We start from the raw sequence: 19,892 nt of genomic DNA on the forward strand, positions 1-19,892 counted from the left end.
TTATACCAGTCAGAATCGAATTAATCCTGCAGGTCGCCGCAGAAGCGGTAACCTTCACCGTGAATGGTCGCGATGATTTCTGGTGTATCCGGCGTGGATTCGAAATGTTTACGAATGCGGCGGATTGTTACATCAACGGTACGGTCATGCGGTTTCAGTTCGCGACCGGTCATTTTTTTCAACAGTTCTGCGCGAGACTGGATTTTGCCCGGATTCTCACAGAAGTGAAGCATGGCACGGAATTCACTGCGTGGCAGTTTATACTGCTCGCCGTCAGGACCGATTAGAGAACGGCTGTTAATATCCAGTTCCCAACCATTGAACTTGTAGCTTTCGACGCTACGACGCTCTTCGCTGACCGTGCCCAGATTCATGGTACGGGACAGCAGGTTACGAGCACGGATAGTCAGTTCACGTGGGTTAAACGGCTTGGTGATGTAATCGTCAGCGCCGATTTCGAGGCCGAGAATTTTGTCGACTTCGTTATCACGGCCCGTCAGGAACATCAGCGCAACGTTAGCTTGTTCACGTAGTTCACGCGCTAACAGAAGACCGTTTTTGCCTGGCAGATTGATATCCATAATCACAAGGTTGATGTCATATTCAGAGAGGATCTGATGCATTTCCGCGCCATCTGTCGCCTCGAATACATCATAGCCTTCCGCTTCGAAAATGCTTTTCAACGTGTTGCGTGTTACTAACTCGTCTTCAACGATAAGAATGTGCGGGGTCTGCATGTTTGCTACCTAAATTGCCAACTAAATCGAAACAGGAAGTACAAAAGTCCCTGACCTGCCTGATGCATGTCGTAAATTAACATGATCGGCGTAACATGACTAAAGTACGTAATTGCGTTCTTGATGCACTTTCCATCAACGTCAACAACATCATTAGCTTGGTCGTGGGCACTTTCCCTCTGGACCCGACAGTGTCAAAAACGGCTGTCATCCTAACCATTTTAACAGCAACATAACAGGCTAAGACGTACCGGACACCCAATAAAACTACGCTTCGTTGACATATATCAAGTTCAATTGTAGCACGTTAACAGTTTGATGAAATCACCGTATCCAAATGTTAGCTTTCATCACAAAAATGCAATAATACAACTAGTTGCACTCGCAAACTAATAAATGTAATGAATCCAATGAATGAGATCCATTTTCAATTAAATTATCATGGATAAACAGAAGGATATACAACTTCTGTTAACAAAAAAAGTAATAGTAAATCCACGAAATAGTTTAGCATTTTTTACTGAATGTGGAATGCATTTTCAGTGATTTCTGTTAAAAATATGTAAATTCGCGCTGCGTAATATGTTGATGGGCATCACATTATTATCTGCAGACTGGCCAAAAAGAGTATCGAAATGCGTTTAACTATTATTCTGGTAGCCCCTGCCAGAGCAGAAAATATTGGTGCGGCTGCCCGTGCTATGAAAACCATGGGTTTTGCCGAGTTGCGGATCGTTGACAGCTTGGCTCACCTGGAGCCTGCGACGCGATGGGTTGCGCATGGCTCAGGTGATATTATTGATAATATTAACGTTTTTTCAACGCTGGCTGAAGCGCTTCATGATGTTGATTTTACCGTCGCCACCACGGCGCGCAGCCGCGCGAAGTTCCATTATTACGCCACTCCTGTCGAGCTGGTCCCCTTGTTGGAAGAAAAATCTGCATGGATGGAACACGCCGCGCTGGTTTTTGGTCGTGAAGATTCAGGCCTGACAAACGATGAATTAGCTCTGGCCGATGTACTGACCGGTGTCCCCATGGTTGCCGACTATCCTTCACTCAATCTGGGGCAGGCGGTGATGGTGTATTGCTATCAATTAGCAGGTTTAATACAACAGCCCACAAAAACCATTGAGCCGACAGATGAGCTTCAGTTACAGGCATTACGCGCACGTGTTTTACGTTTATTAACCACGCTGGACGTTGCTGATGACATCAAACTAACGGATTGGCTGCAACAGCGAATGGGCCTGTTAGGGCAGCGAGACACGGCAATGTTGCACCGTTTTCTACATGATATTGAAAAAAACATCACAAAATAAAATTTCACATTTTTTGTTTTTTATGGTGTTTGACTCTGACTTCAAGTGGGCATGGCACGCTGTATTGGTTGAAAGTAAAAGAGTAGGCAGTCGCTCGTGAACAAGTTTCGGAGTGTGATCAATTTAAAAATTTATTGACTTAGGTCATAAGATACTTTAACCCTAAAAGAATACAGCACAGAATAATTACAGAGCACACAACATCATGAAACGCATCAGCACCACTATTACCACAACCATCACCATTACCACAGGTAACGGTGCGGGCTGACGCGTACAGGAAACACAGAAAAAAGCCCGCACCTAAACAGTGCGGGCTTTTTTTTCGACCAAAGGTAACGAGGTAAACCATGCGAGTGTTGAAGTTCGGCGGTACATCAGTGGCAAATGCAGAGCGCTTTCTGCGAGTTGCCGATATTCTGGAAAGCAATGCCAGGCAGGGGCAGGTCGCGACCGTTCTGTCTGCCCCCGCAAAAATTACTAACCATCTGGTGGCGATGATTGAGAAGACCATCGGTGGTCAGGACGCTTTACCAAATATCAGTGACGCCGAACGTATTTTCTCTGAGCTTTTGGTCGGTCTTGCTGCTGCGCAGCCGGATTTCCCGCTGGCTCAACTCAAAACTTTTGTTGAACAAGAATTTGCCCAGATTAAGCATGTCCTGCACGGCATCAGCCTGTTGGGACAGTGTCCGGACAGCATCAATGCTGCGCTTATCTGCCGTGGTGAAAAAATGTCGATCGCCATCATGGCAGGTTTGCTTGAAGCGCGCGGACATAACGTTACGGTTATCGACCCGGTTGAAAAACTGCTGGCGGTTGGTCATTACCTCGAATCTACCGTTGATATCACTGAATCTACTCGTCGCATTGCTGCCAGCCGTATTCCTGCTGATCATATGGTACTGATGGCGGGCTTTACTGCCGGGAATGAAAAAGGCGAATTAGTGGTATTGGGACGCAACGGATCTGACTACTCTGCTGCCGTGCTGGCTGCCTGTTTACGTGCAGACTGTTGTGAAATCTGGACTGATGTTGACGGTGTTTATACCTGTGATCCGCGTCAGGTTCCTGATGCCAGGCTACTTAAATCGATGTCTTATCAGGAAGCGATGGAGCTTTCTTACTTCGGCGCCAAAGTTCTTCATCCGCGTACCATCACTCCGATTGCCCAGTTCCAGATCCCCTGCCTGATTAAAAACACCGGTAACCCGCAAGCGCCGGGTACGCTGATTGGCGCCAGCTGCGATGAAGACGACTTGCCGGTAAAAGGCATTTCTAACCTGAACAATATGGCGATGTTTAGCGTTTCGGGGCCAGGAATGAAAGGGATGGTGGGAATGGCAGCACGCGTTTTTGCTGCGATGTCTCGTGCGGGTATCTCCGTTGTGCTGATCACTCAATCCTCCTCTGAATACAGCATCAGTTTCTGCGTACCGCAGGGCGACTGCGTGCGTGCTCAGCGTGCTATGCAGGATGAATTCTACCTGGAACTGAAAGAAGGGCTGCTGGAGCCTCTGGCGGTAACAGAGCGTCTGGCGATCATCTCGGTGGTTGGTGACGGTATGCGCACGCTGCGTGGCATCTCCGCCAAGTTCTTTGCGGCACTGGCGCGTGCCAACATCAATATTGTTGCCATCGCACAGGGTTCGTCTGAACGTTCTATTTCGGTAGTGGTAAACAATGATGACGCTACAACTGGTGTACGCGTTACGCATCAGATGTTGTTCAATACCGATCAGGTGATCGAAGTCTTTGTTATCGGTGTTGGCGGTGTGGGGACAGCACTGCTTGAACAGTTAAAACGCCAGCAGAGCTGGCTGAAGAGTAAGCATATTGATTTACGTGTTTGCGGCGTGGCGAACTCAAAGGCTTTACTCACAAATGTTCACGGTCTGAACCTGGAAAACTGGCAGGCGGGGCTGGCTCAAGCAAAGGAACCTTTCAACCTCGGTCGCTTAATTCGCCTGGTGAAAGAATATCATCTGCTCAATCCGGTGATTGTTGACTGTACTTCAAGTCAGGCTGTGGCAGATCAGTATGCTGACTTCCTGCGTGAAGGCTTCCATGTAGTAACCCCGAACAAAAAAGCCAACACTTCATCGATGGATTATTACCATCAGTTGCGCTTTGCCGCGGCAAAATCGCGGCGTAAATTCCTCTACGACACCAACGTGGGGGCGGGTTTACCGGTTATCGAAAACCTACAAAACCTGCTCAGTGCAGGCGATGAACTGCAGCGATTTTCCGGAATTCTGTCTGGTTCACTGTCGTTTATTTTCGGCAAACTGGATGAAGGAATGAGCTTCTCGCAGGCCACTATTATGGCGCGTGAAATGGGCTACACCGAACCTGATCCGCGTGACGATCTTTCCGGGATGGATGTCGCGCGTAAGTTGCTGATCCTCGCCCGCGAAACCGGACGCGAACTGGAGCTCTCTGATATCGTTATTGAACCGGTGTTGCCGCAAGGTTTTGACGATTCAGGCGACGTTACAACATTTATGGCCAATCTGTCGCGGCTGGACCAGGCCTTTGCCGCTCGTGTGGCGAAAGCCCGTGATGAGGGCAAAGTATTGCGCTATGTTGGCAATATTGAAGAAGATGGCGTTTGCTGCGTGAAAATAGCTGAAGTGGATGGCAACGATCCGTTGTTCAAAGTGAAAAACGGTGAAAATGCGCTGGCCTTCTATAGCCACTACTATCAGCCATTGCCGCTAGTGCTACGCGGATATGGTGCGGGTAACGATGTGACTGCGGCGGGTGTCTTTGCCGACCTGCTACGTACCCTTTCATGGAAGTTAGGAGTCTAAAATGGTTAGAGTTTATGCCCCGGCTTCCAGTGCCAATATGAGCGTCGGGTTTGATGTGCTCGGGGCGGCGGTAACACCCGTTGATGGTTCTCTGTTGGGGGATGTTGTCTGCGTCGAAGCGGCTGATAGCTTCAGCCTGAACAACCTCGGACGCTTTGCCAACAAGTTGCCGTCAGAGCCGCGGGAAAATATCGTTTATCAGTGCTGGGAGCGGTTCTGCCAGGAACTGGGTAAACATATTCCGGTGAGCATGACGCTGGAAAAAAATATGCCGATTGGCTCCGGGTTAGGTTCCAGCGCCTGCTCTGTCGTTGCTGCTCTGGTTGCGATGAATGAGTACTGTGGGAAGCCGCTTAACGATATGCGCTTGCTGGCGATTATGGGCGAGCTGGAAGGGCGTATCTCCGGCAGTATCCATTACGACAATGTCGCCCCGTGCTTTTTGGGCGGCATGCAGTTAATGATTGAAGAAAACGGCATCATTAGCCAGCAGGTGCCAGGATTTGATGAATGGCTGTGGGTGCTGGCGTATCCGGGTATTAAAGTGTCTACGGCGGAAGCGCGGGCGATTTTACCTGCGCAATATCGCCGCCAGGACTGTATTGCCCATGGGCGTCATCTGGCTGGATTTATCCATGCCTGCTATTCCCGCCAGCCTCAACTGGCCGCGAAGTTGATGAAGGATGTGATTGCGGAACCGTATCGCACCCGCTTACTGCCCGGCTTTAGCCAGGCACGTCAGGCTGTGGCGGAAATTGGCGCGTTGGCCAGTGGGATCTCCGGGTCAGGACCGACGCTGTTTGCCTTGTGCGATAAGCCGGATACGGCACAGCGTGTAGCAGACTGGCTGGATAAAAATTACTTACAAAATCAGGAAGGCTTTGTTCATATTTGCCGGCTGGACACGGCGGGCGCACGGGTACTGGGATAATAAATGAAACTCTACAATCTTAAAGATCATAACGAGCAGGTCAGTTTCGCGCAGGCCGTCACGCAAGGGTTAGGTAAAAAGCAGGGGCTATTTTTCCCGCACGATCTGCCGGAATTTAGTCTGACTGAAATTGATGACATGCTGAAGCAAGACTTTGTCAGCCGTAGTACCAGGATCCTCTCCTCATTTATTGGTGATGAAATCCCTCAGGAGATCCTTGCCGAGCGTGTGGGCGCAGCGTTTGCTTTCCCGGCGCCGGTCGCTCAGGTTGAAGGTGATGTCGGCTGTCTTGAGCTGTTCCACGGCCCAACACTGGCATTTAAAGATTTCGGTGGCCGCTTTATGGCGCAAATGCTGACACATATCAGCGGCGATAAGCCGGTTACTATCCTGACGGCGACCTCCGGAGATACCGGTGCTGCAGTCGCACATGCTTTTTATGGTTTGAAAAATGTGCGCGTGGTGATCCTCTATCCGAACGGTAAGATCAGTCCATTACAGGAAAAATTGTTCTGTACGTTGGGTGGGAATATCGAAACCGTTGCCATCGATGGTGATTTTGATGCCTGTCAGGCTCTGGTTAAACAGGCGTTTGATGACGAGGAACTGAAAGTGGCTCTGGGGCTAAATTCGGCTAACTCGATCAACATCAGTCGTCTACTGGCACAAATTTGTTACTACTTTGAAGCCGTTGCCCAACTGCCACAAGAGGCGCGGAATCAACTGGTGATTTCCGTTCCCAGCGGTAACTTTGGCGATCTGACGGCCGGCCTGCTGGCGAAATCCCTTGGTCTGCCGGTGAAGCGCTTTATCGCAGCAACTAACGTCAATGATACGGTTCCGCGTTTCCTGCAAGGTGGCGAATGGACACCGAAAGCAACGCAGGCAACCTTATCGAATGCAATGGATGTCAGCCAGCCGAACAACTGGCCGCGAGTGGAAGAACTGTTCCGCCGTAAAATCTGGCGTCTGAGTGAGCTGGGTTATGCGGCCGTTGATGATGCAACCACTCAGGAAACCATGCGTGAACTACAGGCGATTGGATACACCTCTGAGCCGCATGCAGCCGTCGCTTACCGCGCTTTACGTGATCAGTTAAATCCGGGCGAGTATGGTTTGTTCCTCGGTACTGCGCATCCGGCGAAGTTTAAAGAAAGCGTTGAAGAGATTCTTGATGTGACGCTGGATCTGCCAAAAGAGCTGGCGGAGCGTGCGGACTTACCTCTGCTCTCCCATCACTTACCCGCCGATTTTGCCGCGCTGCGTCAGTTGATGATGACCCGCAGCTAACTATAGTGCCCGGTAGCGTATGCGCTTACCGGGCCTACAAAATCTGTTGGTTAATCTCTATTGCTAAACAAATCACTGTTCGTGACGTTTAAACACCAGTTCACCGTTCCCTGACGCTTCTTCATCAAAGAAATAGCCGTCACTGTTAAACGCCGCAAGCTGTTCTGGCTTTGTTAAACGGTTTTCAATGATGTAGCGGCTCATCAGGCCACGTGCCTTTTTGGCATAGAAACTGATGACTTTAAATTTGCCATTTTTCTCATCGAGGAAAACGGGTTTGATCAGCTCCGCGTTTAGCTTTTTCGGCTTCACGGATTTGAAATATTCATCAGAGGCGAGGTTAACCACCACGTTGTCGCCTTGTGCTTCCAGCGCTTCATTTAGTTTGTCTGTGATGATATCTCCCCAGAACTGGTAGAGATCTTTCCCCTTCGTATTGGCAAGACGGATGCCCATTTCCAGACGATAAGGCTGCATCAGGTCCAGTGGGCGTAAAACGCCATACAGTCCGGACAGCATGCGTAAATGCTGCTGAGCGAAATCAAAATCCGCCTCACTGAAGGTTTCTGCCTGCAATCCGGTGTAGACATCGCCCTTAAACGCCAGAATCGCCTGACGCGCATTCTCAGGTGTGAAATCAGGCTGCCAGTCATGAAAGCGGGTGGCATTCAGGTCCGCCAGCTTGTCGCTAATCCCCATCAGCTTGCCAATCTGCGGTGCAGAGAGCTGGCGTGCGGTATGAATAAGCTGCTGGGAGTGATCCAGCAGCTCGGGTAGAGTATGGCGAGTGGTGGCCAGCGGACTTTGGTAGTCGAGTGTTTTTGCAGGTGAAATCAGAATCAGCATATCCAGTCCTTGCAGGAAATTTACTGCGACTTTAGCAAAAAAAACGACAGAATTGATCGATGGTTGCAATTGCCTGGCTAGTTGCGCGGCGGTTCATGCCATGTTTCCGGTGCAAGCTGTTGTCTGATATCAGGATAACGGTGTGGATCAAATTCTGGTCGCACGCCGAGTTTTCGCTGACGCAGGTAATCGCTGGCAAGAGTATGGACAACCGGGGACAGCAGTAAAATTGCCGTCAGATTAGTGATGGCCATACAGGCCATGATAATGTCGGCTAACTGCCACACCAGCGGAAACTGGAGTAATGTTCCTGCAATTACGGTGCAGACGGTCGTGATACGTAAAAGCCAGATGACCCGGATATTGTCCAGATTCAAAAAGACCAGGTTGTTTTCCGCATAGATGTAGTTGGCGACGATCGAACTGAAAGCAAAAAGGATAACAATCAGAGCGACGAATCCCGCGCCCCATTCACCTGTTAGCGATACCATGGCTTTCTGAACCAACTGGATACCTTCCATTGGGACATATGTAGTTCCATTCCCTGCCAGAAGAATAATCATTGCGCTGGCTGTACAGATAATCAGTGTATCACCCAGCACGCCAATCATTTGCACAATACCTTGTGCGGCAGGATGCGGAGGCCATGAGGCGGCTGAAGCCGCAGCGTTAGGGGTTGAACCCATTCCGGCCTCATTCGAAAACATACCGCGTTGAAAGCCACTGGCAATGGCCTGGCTTAGCGTATACCCGGCTGCACCGGCGGCGGCTTCCTGCCAGCCAAATGCACTCTTCACAATGGTGACGATGATCTCTGGGATCTGGCCGATATGCCACAGACAAATGGCAATGCTACAGCCGACCCACAACAAAGCCATTAACGGAACGAACCATTGCATCAAGCGGGCAACACCTTTAATTCCGCCGACTATAGCCAGTAAAGACAGCAATGCCAGCGAGATACCGGATGCAAGAGGAGGGATGTCGAAAGCAAATTCCAGCGCACGAGAGACAGAGTTTGCCTGGACGCTGTTAAAAATCAGGCCATAAGCAATGAGTAAGAAGATAGCAAAGAGGACGCCCATCCAGCGCATGCCCAGTCCGCGAGCCATATACCACGCAGGCCCGCCGCGAAACTGCCCCTTACTGTCGCGCTCTTTATACAGTTGTGCGAGTGAGCACTCGGCAAACGAGGTCGCCATACCAATCAGGGCAGAGACCCACATCCAGAAGACAGCACCAGCGCCACCTGCAGCAATAGCCAGTGCAACGCCAGCCAGGTTTCCGCTTCCGATACGAGCCGCAAGGCTGGTACACAGTGCCTGAAATGATGTTAAACCGCCCGGCTGTGGGCTGAGACTATTTTTAAGACTTTTGCCAAACTGGCGAACGTAGCGAAACTGGACAAATCCCGTACGGTAAGTGAACCAACACCCTGCGCCTAGCAGGAGGTAGATCATCACCGATCCCCAGAGTACTTCATTAATAAATGAGAAAAAATCAGGCATTAACATCCCTCTTGTTGATGCCGGCAAGCGCGAATAATCCCGTGTAAGCGCTACCAATTAGCGAACAGTATATACCTTGTCATGAGATTGATAGCGGGAGTTTATCATACATCAGGCCTCCCCCTTAATTGCGCATGGCTGGCCTGGAGATGCGTAATCAGAGCTGAACGGCAGGTCGGGCAATCCCGCCGGTTGCGCTGAGAGTGCGTCGTGCTATCATCAGGGAAGATCGGTTACATCCCCCTAACAAGCTGTTTAAAGAGAAACGCTATCATGACGGACAAATTGACCTCCCTTCGTCAGTTCACCACTGTAGTGGCCGACACCGGAGACATCGCGGCAATGAAGCTGTATCAGCCTCAGGATGCCACAACTAACCCTTCTCTCATTCTTAACGCAGCGCAGATCCCGGAATACCGTAAGCTGATTGATGATGCTGTCGCCTGGGCTAAGCAGCAGAGTAACGACCGCGCACAGCAGATCGTCGATGCAACTGACAAACTGGCGGTGAACATTGGTCTGGAGATCCTGAAGCTGGTCCCGGGTCGCATCTCCACCGAAGTTGACGCTCGTCTGTCCTACGACACTGACGCATCTATCGCGAAAGCAAAACGCCTGATCAAACTGTACAACGATGCTGGCATCAGCAACGATCGTATTCTGATCAAACTGGCTTCTACCTGGCAGGGTATCCGTGCCGCGGAGCAGCTGGAAAAAGAAGGCATTAACTGTAACTTGACCCTGCTGTTCTCCTTCGCGCAGGCGCGCGCATGTGCAGAAGCTGGCGTATACCTGATCTCTCCGTTCGTTGGCCGTATTCTTGACTGGTACAAAGCGAATACCGACAAGAAAGAGTATGCACCGGCAGAAGATCCAGGTGTGGTTTCCGTTACGGAAATCTACGAGTATTACAAACAACACGGTTATGAAACTGTGGTTATGGGCGCGAGCTTCCGTAACATCGGCGAAATCATTGAGCTGGCAGGCTGCGATCGTCTGACGATTGCTCCGGCACTGCTGAAAGAGCTGGCGGAAAGCGAAGGTGCTATCGAGCGTAAACTGTCCTTCTCCGGTGAAGTGAAGGCGCGTCCGGCACGCATCACTGAAGCTGAGTTCCTGTGGCAGCACAACCAGGATCCGATGGCTGTAGACAAACTGGCGGATGGTATCCGTAAGTTTGCTGTAGACCAGGGTAAACTGGAAAAAATGATCGGCGATCTGCTGTAATCATTTAAGCGTGACCGGGCTTCCGGTCACGCTCTCGTTCTATACCTCTTCTGAAACCTGTCTGTCGCTTCCTCCGCAGTGTATCATTCTGTTTAACGAGACTGTTTAAACGGAATAATCATGAACACTTTACGCATTGGCCTAGTTTCCATTTCTGACCGAGCCTCCAGTGGCGTTTACCAGGATAAGGGGATCCCTGCTCTCGAAGAGTGGCTGGCATCGGCCCTGACGACCCCTTTTGAGCTACAAACGCGGCTAATCCCGGATGAGCAGGCGATCATCGAACAAACGTTGTGCGAACTGGTTGATGAAATGAGTTGTCATCTGGTGTTGACCACCGGAGGCACCGGTCCGGCACGTCGCGATGTGACACCGGATGCGACGCTGGCTGTTGCCGACCGCCAAATGCCTGGTTTTGGTGAGCAAATGCGCCAGATTAGTCTGCACTTTGTCCCTACGGCGATCCTCTCCCGCCAGGTCGGGGTGATTCGTAAGCAGGCGTTGATCCTGAACCTGCCTGGGCAGCCTAAATCGATCAAAGAGACGCTGGAAGGCGTGAAAGGTGCCGACGGTAAGGTTATTGTACCGGGTATTTTTGCAAGTGTACCGTATTGTATACAGTTGTTGGATGGACCATACGTTGAAACCGCATCGGCAGTGGTAGCATCTTTTCGACCAAAAAGCGCAATGCGCGATACAAACGCCTGAAAGTAGCCTATTTGTGATATAAATGACAATGATGGTGGAGTGTTGAATTGTTTACGATATAGTAATTTTTAATTTACACGTATCGACAAAACGTTCAATGACTCCACTGACTCATGGTTTGCTATGTCACAACACTCTCGACCGCTGAATCGCCAGGATTATAAAACCCTTTCGCTTGCTGCCCTCGGCGGGGCGCTGGAGTTTTATGATTTCATTATTTTTGTCTTCTTTGCCGCAGTCGTTGGCGAATTATTTTTCCCCGCAGACATCCCGGAATGGCTACGTCAGGTCCAAACCTTTGGTATTTTTGCCGCAGGATATCTGGCGCGTCCGTTGGGTGGCATCATCATGGCGCATTTTGGCGATCTGGTGGGGCGTAAGAAAATGTTCACTTTGAGCATTTTGCTGATGGCGATACCGACGCTGGCGATTGGCCTGTTACCGACTTACACCTCGATGGGGATTCTGGCACCGCTGTTGTTGCTGCTGATGCGTATTTTGCAGGGCGCTGCCATTGGTGGAGAAGTTCCGGGGGCGTGGGTATTTGTGGCAGAACATGTCCCGGAACGCCGTATTGGTATTGCCTGCGGAACACTGACCGCCGGATTGACAGTCGGTATTCTGTTGGGGTCAGTGGTTGCAACGCTGGTCAATACAAGCCTGACACCGCAGGCCGTACATGAGTACGGCTGGCGTATTCCTTTCCTCTTAGGGGGGGCGTTTGGGCTGGTGGCGATGTACCTGCGCCGTTGGTTGCAGGAAACACCGATCTTCCTTGAAATGCAGGCGCGTAAAGCGCTGGCGGAAGAACTGCCGGTTAAATCGGTTGTCAGCAAGCATAAAAAAGCGGTGGTAATTTCGATGCTACTGACCTGGCTGCTTTCGGCCGGTATTGTGGTGGTGATCCTGATGTCGCCTGTCTGGCTGCAAAAACAGTATGGCTTTGCGCCCGCTCTGACGCTACAAGCCAACAGCGTCGCCACCATTATGCTGTGTGTGGGATGTCTGCTGGCCGGCTTTATTGTCGACAGAGTTGGTGCCAGCAAAACCTTTATTATCGGTAGCCTGCTGCTGGCCTGTTCCAGCTGGTTTTTCTATCACCTTGCCGGTACTTATCCTGAACACCTGTTTCTTTTATACGGCCTGGTCGGTTTATGTGTCGGCGTGGTCGGAGCCGTACCTTACGTGATGGTGCGGGCGTTTCCAGCGGAAGTTCGCTTTACCGGCATCTCTTTTTCCTACAATGTCTCGTATGCCATTTTTGGCGGTCTGACGCCGATTGCAGTGACAATGTTGATGAGTGTGTCGCCAATGGCTCCAGCCTGGTACGTGCTGGCGTTATCACTGGTAGGGTTAGGACTGGGAATTTGGCTGCGACAGGATATTTATCATCGCGATACGGACGTACAGGGAGAGTTGCAGCGCCTGTAAGAAATATCCCCCCGCAAGGGGGGGATAACGGAATAGATTAGTGCATTTCACCAATCGGCAGGATAGTACGGCCAAACTGTTCGTTCAGCACTTCACCCATTGCCAGGTAAATGGCGCTTGCGCCACACACTAAACCAACCCAGCCAGCGAAATGGATAACTCCTTCGTTACCTGCAATGTTGCCAACAGCCAGCAGGGCGAACAGCACCGTCAGGCTCAGGAAGACAAACTGCAAAGCACGGTTAGCTTTCAGCGTGCCGAAGAACATGAACAGTGTGAACACGCCCCACAGACCCAGATACATGCCCAGGAACTGACCATTTGTTGCATCCGCCAGGCCCATTTTCGGCATGATCAGGATGGCAACCAGCGTCAGCCAGAAAGAGCCGTAGGAGGTAAAGGCGGTTAAACCGAAGGTGTTGCCTTTTTTATATTCCAGCAGGCCGGCAAAAATTTGCGCGATACCGCCGTAGAAAATTCCCATCGCCAGAATAATAACGTCAAAGGCGAAGAAACCCGCGTTGTGCAGGTTAAGCAGAATGGTGGTCATGCCAAAGCCCATCAGGCCCAGCGGTGCCGGATTAGCCAACTTAGTGTTGCCCATAATTCCTCAAAATCATCATTGATTGAATGGTGAAATAGTTTCCCCGAATAACGATCACTGTCTTCGGGGCGCGGCATAATAATCAGGTGAGAGTGGGCTGTCTATGATCTAATAAGGGGAAAATGAATTATTTTCCCCTGTGACGGGCATCACGCTTGTGGGGGGAACATTTGGCGCAGGTAAAGGAGAGGGTTTAGTCGTCGCCAATCACTTTTAACGTCGCCATGTCAGAAGAATTGACCGACTGGCCTGAGAAGGTAATTTTCGACACACAACGTTTATTGTTGTTGTCGCTATTGATATTGATCCATTTGGTGGTTTGCCCCTCTTTGATTGACGAAGGGACATTCAGGCTCTGGCTGGACATGCGTGATGCTTTAAAATAAACGGAGGCTCCATTCAGATGAATATCGCCACGATCTGCCGTCAATTGGATGCGCTTCACAACGCGACAAACGGGGATTTTTAACGTGAGGCTGTCGGTTTGATTTCTGGGCATCGCAATCATACCGAGGACTTTATGATCGTTAGCATGTGCTGTGCTGCTCAGAAGAAGACCGAAAAGCATGCTGACAGACAGCGTTAAAACGGATTTCATGGGATTTCTCTTTGACGGGTTCAAAAGTGGCAATCTGCCACCATATTACCGCTGTCAGAAAAACGATTCATTCTTGTAATATTTTCTTTTTATTACAATTTTTTCGTGAATGGCTTATTTTGTTTTATTCGATTTATGAATAAATTTGGATTGGTAACTATTTCTCATGTTGCTTTTCAGCTCCATTTATCTCGTTTTCTGGTCTCAGGGCTAAAAAAAATTTGCATGCCCCCCTTGATGACGTGGGTTACGACCCCATCTTGTAGACAACCGCAGTGGTGAGTCTGAAAAAAAACGATTCAGGGTAGTTGAAACCGCACGTTTCGCCCTTATTACAGATTCACAACCACATGATGACCGAATTTTTAGTGGAGACGTTTAGATGGGTAAAATTATTGGTATCGACCTGGGTACTACCAACTCTTGTGTAGCGATTATGGATGGCACTACTGCACGTGTGCTGGAGAACGCCGAGGGCGATCGCACCACGCCTTCTATCATTGCTTATACCCAGGATGGTGAAACTCTGGTTGGTCAGCCGGCTAAACGTCAGGCAGTGACAAACCCGCAAAACACCCTGTTTGCGATTAAACGCCTGATTGGCCGCCGCTTCCAGGACGAAGAAGTGCAGCGTGATGAAGCTATCATGCCGTACAAAATCATCGGTGCTGACAACGGTGATGCATGGATTGATGTAAAAGGTCAGAAAATGGCACCGCCGCAGATTTCTGCAGAAGTGCTGAAAAAAATGAAGAAAACCGCTGAGGATTACCTGGGCGAACCGGTAACTGAAGCCGTTATCACCGTACCTGCATACTTTAACGATGCTCAGCGTCAGGCAACCAAAGACGCAGGCCGTATCGCAGGTCTGGAAGTCAAACGTATCATCAACGAACCGACTGCTGCCGCGCTGGCTTACGGTCTGGATAAAGAAGTCGGCAACCGTACTATCGCGGTATACGACCTCGGTGGTGGTACCTTCGATATCTCTATTATTGAAATCGACGAAGTTGACGGCGAAAAAACCTTCGAAGTTCTGGCAACCAACGGTGATACCCACCTGGGTGGTGAAGACTTCGATAGCCGTATGATCAACTACCTGGTTGACGAATTTAAGAAAGATCAGGGCATTGACCTGCGTAACGACCCGCTGGCAATGCAGCGCCTGAAAGAAGCCGCAGAAAAAGCGAAAATTGAGCTGTCTTCTGCGCAGCAGACCGACGTTAACCTGCCGTACATCACTGCAGATGCGTCTGGTCCGAAACACATGAACATCAAAGTGACCCGTGCGAAACTGGAAAGCCTGGTAGAAGACCTGGTGAACCGTTCTATCGAGCCGCTGAAAGTTGCTCTGCAGGATGCTGGTCTGTCTGTTTCCGACGTTCAGGATGTAATCCTGGTTGGTGGTCAGACTCGTATGCCGATGGTGCAGAAGAAAGTTGCTGAGTTCTTTGGTAAAGAACCGCGTAAAGACGTTAACCCGGACGAAGCTGTAGCAATTGGTGCTGCCGTTCAGGGTGGTGTATTGACCGGTGATGTGAAAGACGTACTGCTGCTGGACGTTACCCCGCTGTCTCTGGGTATCGAAACCATGGGCGGCGTGATGACTCCGCTGATCGCCAAAAATACCACCATCCCGACCAAGCACAGCCAGGTGTTCTCTACCGCTGAAGACAACCAGTCTGCGGTAACCATCCATGTGCTGCAGGGTGAACGTAAACGTGCTGCTGATAACAAAGATCTGGGTCAGTTTAACCTGGATGGCATCAGCCCGGCACCGCGCGGCATGCCGCAGATCGAAGTCACCTTCGATATCGATGCTGACGGTATCCTGCACGTTTCCGCGAAAGACAAAAACAGCGGTAAAGAGCAGAAGATCACCATCAAGGCATCTTCTGGTCTGAACGAAGAAGAAATTCAGAAAATGGTTCGTGAAGCAGAAGCGAACGCGGAATCTGACCGTAAGTTCGAAGAGCTGGTTCAGACCCGTAACCAGGGCGACCATCTGCTGCACAGCACTCGCAAGCAGGTTGAAGAAGCAGGCGACAAACTGCCAGCTGATGACAAAACTGCCATCGAGTCTGCACTGACCGCGCTGGAAACTTCTCTGAAAGGTGAAGACAAAGCGGATATCGAAGCGAAAATGCAGGCGCTGGCGCAGGTTTCCCAGAAACTGATGGAAATCGCTCAGCAGCAGCACGCACAGCAGCAGGCTGGTGCAGCAGGCGCTGATGCTTCTGCAAACAACGCGAAAGATGACGATGTTGTCGACGCTGAGTTTGAAGAAGTGAAAGACAAAAAATAATCGCCCTTTGAACGGGTAATTACTGGCACGGGCGAAGAGGTTTCCTCTCCGCCCGTGCATGCATGTTAGGGGCAGATAAAAAAAGATGGCTAAGCAAGACTATTACGAGATTTTAGGCGTTTCCAAAACAGCGGAAGAGCGTGAAATCAAAAAGGCCTACAAGCGCCTGGCCATGAAATTCCACCCGGACCGTAACCAGGGTGATAAAGAGGCCGAAGCTAAATTCAAAGAGATCAAAGAAGCCTACGAGATCCTGACCGATGCGCAAAAGCGAGCGGCTTACGATCAGTACGGCCATGCAGCATTTGAGCAAGGCGGTATGGGCGGCGGCGGCGGTTTTGGCGGCGGTGCTGACTTCAGCGATATCTTTGGTGACGTGTTTGGCGATATCTTTGGCGGTGGTCGTGGCCGTCAGCGCGCCTCACGTGGTGCTGATTTACGTTACAACATGGATCTCACTCTGGAAGAAGCCGTGCGTGGCGTCACCAAAGAGATCCGTATTCCTACACTGGAAGAGTGTGACGTCTGCCACGGCAGCGGCGCGAAATCCGGTACTCAGCCGCAGACCTGTCCAACCTGTCACGGTTCAGGTCAGGTGCAGATGCGTCAGGGCTTTTTTGCCGTACAGCAGACCTGTCCACACTGCCAGGGGCGCGGTACGCTGATCAAAGATCCATGCAATAAATGCCATGGTCATGGTCGCGTTGAGAAGAGTAAAACGCTGTCCGTTAAAATACCTGCTGGGGTGGATACCGGCGATCGTATTCGCTTGTCTGGTGAAGGCGAAGCAGGCGAGCATGGCGCACCGGCAGGCGATCTGTACGTTCAGGTGCAGGTGAAACAGCACCCGATTTTTGAACGAGAAGGCAATAACCTGTACTGTGAAGTACCGATTAACTTTGCGATGGCAGCTCTGGGCGGTGAAATTGAAGTACCGACGCTGGATGGCCGCGTGAAGTTAAAAATACCTGGTGAAACGCAAACCGGTAAACTTTTCCGTATGCGTGGCAAAGGTGTTAAATCGGTTCGCGGTGGTGCTCAGGGCGATCTATTGTGCCGTGTTGTCGTTGAAACCCCAGTGGGTCTGAACGACAAACAAAAACAGTTGCTGAAAGATCTTCAGGACAGCTTTGGCGGTCCGACGGGTGAGCAAAACAGCCCGCGCTCAAAAAGCTTCTTCGACGGCGTGAAGAAATTCTTCGATGATCTGACGCGCTAATAAACAAGCCTAACATTTGATGAAAAGCCTGAGACTGAAGAGCCTCAGGCTTTTTTATTTCTGCGATCCGTCCTGATCAAATTGTCATCCCCCTTTGTTTTTTAGCTCGTAAATACCGAGCTATTCATCATGTATAAACTAATATTAACGATGAGTTATGCGGAGTAAGATAGTAATTACGAAGTATTCACCCAATAGAGAGAATAAAAAGTGAAACATCTGCATCGTTTTTTTAGTAGCGACGCCTCGGGAGGCATTATTCTGATCATCGCTGCAGTGGTAGCTATGTTGATGGCCAATATCGGCGTAACCAGTGGATGGTACCACGCCTTTCTGGAAACCCCCGTCCAACTGCGGGTTGGCGCGCTTGAGATCAACAAAAATATGCTGCTGTGGATCAACGACGCCTTGATGGCGGTGTTTTTCCTGCTAATTGGTCTGGAAGTGAAGCGTGAGCTGATGCAAGGGTCGCTGGCCAGCCTGCGTCAGGCTGCTTTTCCAATCATTGCGGCGATTGGCGGCATGATTGTTCCGGCGTTGCTCTATCTCGCATTCAACTATGCCGATCCTATCACCCGTGAAGGGTGGGCGATCCCGGCGGCAACGGATATAGCTTTTGCATTGGGCGTGCTGGCACTGCTGGGGAGTCGTGTCCCGCTGGCGCTGAAAATATTCCTGATGGCGCTGGCGATTATCGATGATCTTGGCGCTATCGTGATTATCGCGCTGTTCTATACCAGCGACCTGTCACTGCTTTCGCTGGGGGTTGCCGCATTCGCTATTTTGATTCTGGCGGCGTTGAATTTGTGCGGGGTAAGACGTACCGGCATTTATATTCTGGTTGGCGTAGTGCTGTGGACTGCGGTACTGAAGTCCGGCGTGCACGCGACCCTGGCTGGCGTAATTGTTGGTTTCTTCATTCCGTTGAAGGAAAAGCATGGCCGGTCACCAGCGAAGCGTCTGGAGCACGTCCTGCATCCGTGGGTGGCATATTTGATTCTACCGCTGTTTGCCTTTGCCAATGCGGGAGTTTCATTGCAGGGCGTTACGATGGATGGGCTAACCTCCATACTGCCTCTGGGCATTATTGCCGGCCTGCTTATTGGTAAGCCGTTGGGAATCAGCCTGTTCTGCTGGCTGGCGCTGCGTCTGAAGTTGGCACAGTTGCCGGAGGGGACGAATTTCCAGCAAATTATGGCGGTGGGTATTCTGTGCGGTATTGGCTTCACAATGTCGATTTTTATCGCCAGCCTTGCGTTTGGTAACGTTGATCCTGAGTTAATTAACTGGGCGAAACTGGGGATCCTGATCGGTTCCTTGCTGTCGGCGGTTATCGGTTATAGCTGGCTGCGCACGCGTTTGAATGCGCCAGCCTGATCGGTTAATCCGTTTATGACAATTTTCAGGGAGAGAGTATGTCTCATATAAATTACAACCACCTGTATTACTTCTGGCATGTGTACAAAGAAGGTTCGGTGGTGGGGGCTGCAGAAGCGCTTTATCTGACGCCACAAACTATTACCGGGCAGATCAAAGCGCTTGAGGAACGTTTACAGGGAAAGTTGTTTAAGCGTAAGGGACGTGGGCTGGAGCCGAGTGAGCTGGGCGAATTAGTTTTTCGATATGCGGACAAGATGTTCACCTTAAGCCAGGAGATGCTGGATATCGTGAACTATCGCAAAGAGTCTAATTTACTGTTCGACGTTGGCGTGGCGGATGCGTTGTCTAAACAGCTGGTCAGCAGCGTGCTGGATGCTGCTGTGGTTAAAGATGAACAGATCCACCTGCGCTGCTTTGAATCAACGCATGAGATGCTGCTGGAGCAGCTCAGCCAGCACAAGCTGGACATGATTATCTCAGACTGCCCGATCGACTCCACGCAACAGGAAGGGCTGTTCTCGGTGAAAATTGGCGAGTGTTGTGTAAGCTTCTGGTGCACAAATCCGTTACCAGAAAAGCCGTTTCCGGCATGTCTCGAGGAACGGCGATTATTGATACCAGGACGTCGTTCAATGCTCGGGCGTAAGTTGCTGAACTGGATTAACTCTCAGGGGCTGAACGTAGAAATCCTCGGGGAGTTTGACGATGCTGCATTGATGAAAGCTTTTGGTGCAACACACAATGCCATTTTTGTTGCACCTACGCTCTATTCGAACAATTTCTATGCAGATGACTCAATTATTGAGATTGGACGCGTGGAGAATGTGATGGAGGAATATCATGCCATTTTTGCCGAGAGGATGATCCAGCATCCGGCGGTGCAGCGTATTTGTAATGCGGATTATTCCGCGCTATTTACGCCAGCGAACAAATAAGCAGACATAAAAAAACCCGCTTGCGCGGGTTTTTTCAC

18 protein-coding genes and 1 other annotated feature are annotated in these 19,892 nt (G+C 50.4%); of the genes, 13 read left to right on the top strand and 5 right to left on the bottom strand.

Annotated elements, in window-relative coordinates:
• Window positions 1–20: 20 nt before the first annotated feature.
• The gene (gene arcA, locus OH663_RS08800; RefSeq protein ID WP_001194359.1) at window positions 21–737 is read right to left on the bottom strand and encodes a two-component system response regulator ArcA; all 717 of its coding nucleotides are present in this window, start codon (window positions 735–737) and stop codon (window positions 21–23) included.
• A gap of 95 nt (window positions 738–832) precedes the next feature.
• On the opposite strand from arcA, the gene yjjY reads away from it, so the two are divergent.
• The 6 genes from yjjY (at window position 833) to thrC (ending at window position 7,093) form a co-directional block, all read left to right on the top strand.
• Entirely contained in the window at window positions 833–973 is a 141-nt protein-coding gene (gene yjjY, locus OH663_RS08805) for a YjjY family protein (RefSeq protein WP_001541509.1), read from the top strand.
• A 399-nt stretch (window positions 974–1,372) separates the two neighbouring features.
• Window positions 1,373–2,059 carry a tRNA/rRNA methyltransferase gene (locus OH663_RS08810; RefSeq protein WP_048222090.1) on the top strand — a complete coding sequence of 229 codons (687 nt, stop codon included), beginning with the start codon at window positions 1,373–1,375 and terminating at the stop codon, window positions 2,057–2,059.
• Between the two features lie 200 nt (window positions 2,060–2,259).
• Window positions 2,260–2,386, top strand: a sequence feature (Thr leader region).
• Window positions 2,265–2,330 (top strand): thr operon leader peptide, encoded by a 66-nt coding sequence (gene thrL / locus OH663_RS08815; protein ID WP_001386572.1) that lies wholly within the window; start codon window positions 2,265–2,267, stop codon window positions 2,328–2,330. (Overlaps the previous feature by 66 nt.)
• 23 nt (window positions 2,387–2,409) lie before the next feature.
• Complete coding sequence (thrA, locus tag OH663_RS08820) at window positions 2,410–4,872, top strand: bifunctional aspartate kinase/homoserine dehydrogenase I (RefSeq protein ID WP_045439570.1); 2,463 nt, start codon at window positions 2,410–2,412, stop codon at window positions 4,870–4,872.
• 1 nt (window position 4,873) lies between these two features.
• Complete coding sequence (gene thrB, locus OH663_RS08825) at window positions 4,874–5,803, top strand: homoserine kinase (RefSeq protein WP_200011391.1); 930 nt, start codon at window positions 4,874–4,876, stop codon at window positions 5,801–5,803.
• Window positions 5,804–5,806: 3 nt separating this feature from the next.
• Window positions 5,807–7,093: a threonine synthase gene (gene thrC / locus OH663_RS08830; RefSeq protein ID WP_045439578.1), complete on the top strand. Its 1,287-nt coding sequence runs from the start codon at window positions 5,807–5,809 to the stop codon at window positions 7,091–7,093.
• 72 nt (window positions 7,094–7,165) lie between these two features.
• Here the strand turns inward: thrC and yaaA are convergent, their stop codons facing one another.
• Window positions 7,166–7,939, bottom strand: a complete 774-nt coding sequence (gene yaaA, locus OH663_RS08835; protein ID WP_045439581.1) for a peroxide stress protein YaaA — start codon at window positions 7,937–7,939, stop codon at window positions 7,166–7,168.
• A 77-nt stretch (window positions 7,940–8,016) separates the two neighbouring features.
• Entirely contained in the window at window positions 8,017–9,447 is a 1,431-nt protein-coding gene (locus OH663_RS08840; RefSeq protein ID WP_045439583.1) for an alanine/glycine:cation symporter family protein, read from the bottom strand.
• 273 nt (window positions 9,448–9,720) lie between these two features.
• Here OH663_RS08840 and tal point away from each other — a divergent pair, with 273 nt between their 5' ends.
• The 3 genes from tal (at window position 9,721) to OH663_RS08855 (ending at window position 12,813) form a co-directional block, all read left to right on the top strand.
• On the top strand, window positions 9,721–10,674 hold the full coding sequence (tal, locus tag OH663_RS08845; protein ID WP_045439585.1) for a transaldolase: 954 nt from the start codon (window positions 9,721–9,723) through the stop codon (window positions 10,672–10,674).
• Between the two features lie 120 nt (window positions 10,675–10,794).
• Window positions 10,795–11,382 (top strand): molybdopterin adenylyltransferase, encoded by a 588-nt coding sequence (mog, locus tag OH663_RS08850; RefSeq protein ID WP_200011393.1) that lies wholly within the window; start codon window positions 10,795–10,797, stop codon window positions 11,380–11,382.
• Window positions 11,383–11,505: 123 nt separating this feature from the next.
• On the top strand, window positions 11,506–12,813 hold the full coding sequence (locus tag OH663_RS08855) for an MFS transporter (RefSeq protein WP_200011395.1): 1,308 nt from the start codon (window positions 11,506–11,508) through the stop codon (window positions 12,811–12,813).
• A 37-nt stretch (window positions 12,814–12,850) separates the two neighbouring features.
• Here the strand turns inward: OH663_RS08855 and satP are convergent, their stop codons facing one another.
• Together satP and OH663_RS08865 are read right to left on the bottom strand one after the other, a co-directional pair.
• On the bottom strand, window positions 12,851–13,417 hold the full coding sequence (satP, locus tag OH663_RS08860; RefSeq protein WP_048222083.1) for an acetate uptake transporter: 567 nt from the start codon (window positions 13,415–13,417) through the stop codon (window positions 12,851–12,853).
• Window positions 13,418–13,610: 193 nt separating this feature from the next.
• Window positions 13,611–14,015: a DUF2541 family protein gene (locus OH663_RS08865; protein ID WP_048222082.1), complete on the bottom strand. Its 405-nt coding sequence runs from the start codon at window positions 14,013–14,015 to the stop codon at window positions 13,611–13,613.
• 382 nt (window positions 14,016–14,397) lie between these two features.
• On the opposite strand from OH663_RS08865, the gene dnaK reads away from it, so the two are divergent.
• From dnaK to nhaR, 4 genes are all read left to right on the top strand, one after another.
• The gene (dnaK, locus tag OH663_RS08870) at window positions 14,398–16,320 is read left to right on the top strand and encodes a molecular chaperone DnaK (RefSeq protein ID WP_045439604.1); all 1,923 of its coding nucleotides are present in this window, start codon (window positions 14,398–14,400) and stop codon (window positions 16,318–16,320) included.
• A gap of 85 nt (window positions 16,321–16,405) precedes the next feature.
• On the top strand, window positions 16,406–17,539 hold the full coding sequence (dnaJ, locus tag OH663_RS08875) for a molecular chaperone DnaJ (protein WP_045439607.1): 1,134 nt from the start codon (window positions 16,406–16,408) through the stop codon (window positions 17,537–17,539).
• 210 nt (window positions 17,540–17,749) lie between these two features.
• Window positions 17,750–18,916, top strand: a complete 1,167-nt coding sequence (nhaA, locus tag OH663_RS08880; protein WP_048222081.1) for a Na+/H+ antiporter NhaA — start codon at window positions 17,750–17,752, stop codon at window positions 18,914–18,916.
• A gap of 38 nt (window positions 18,917–18,954) precedes the next feature.
• A complete protein-coding gene (gene nhaR, locus OH663_RS08885) occupies window positions 18,955–19,854 on the top strand; it encodes a transcriptional activator NhaR (RefSeq protein WP_045439611.1) in 900 nt (299 codons plus the stop codon).
• Window positions 19,855–19,892: the final 38 nt, after the last annotated feature.

Source organism: Citrobacter sp. Marseille-Q5395, from assembly GCF_947057495.1.
GTDB lineage: Bacteria > Pseudomonadota > Gammaproteobacteria > Enterobacterales > Enterobacteriaceae > Citrobacter > Citrobacter murliniae.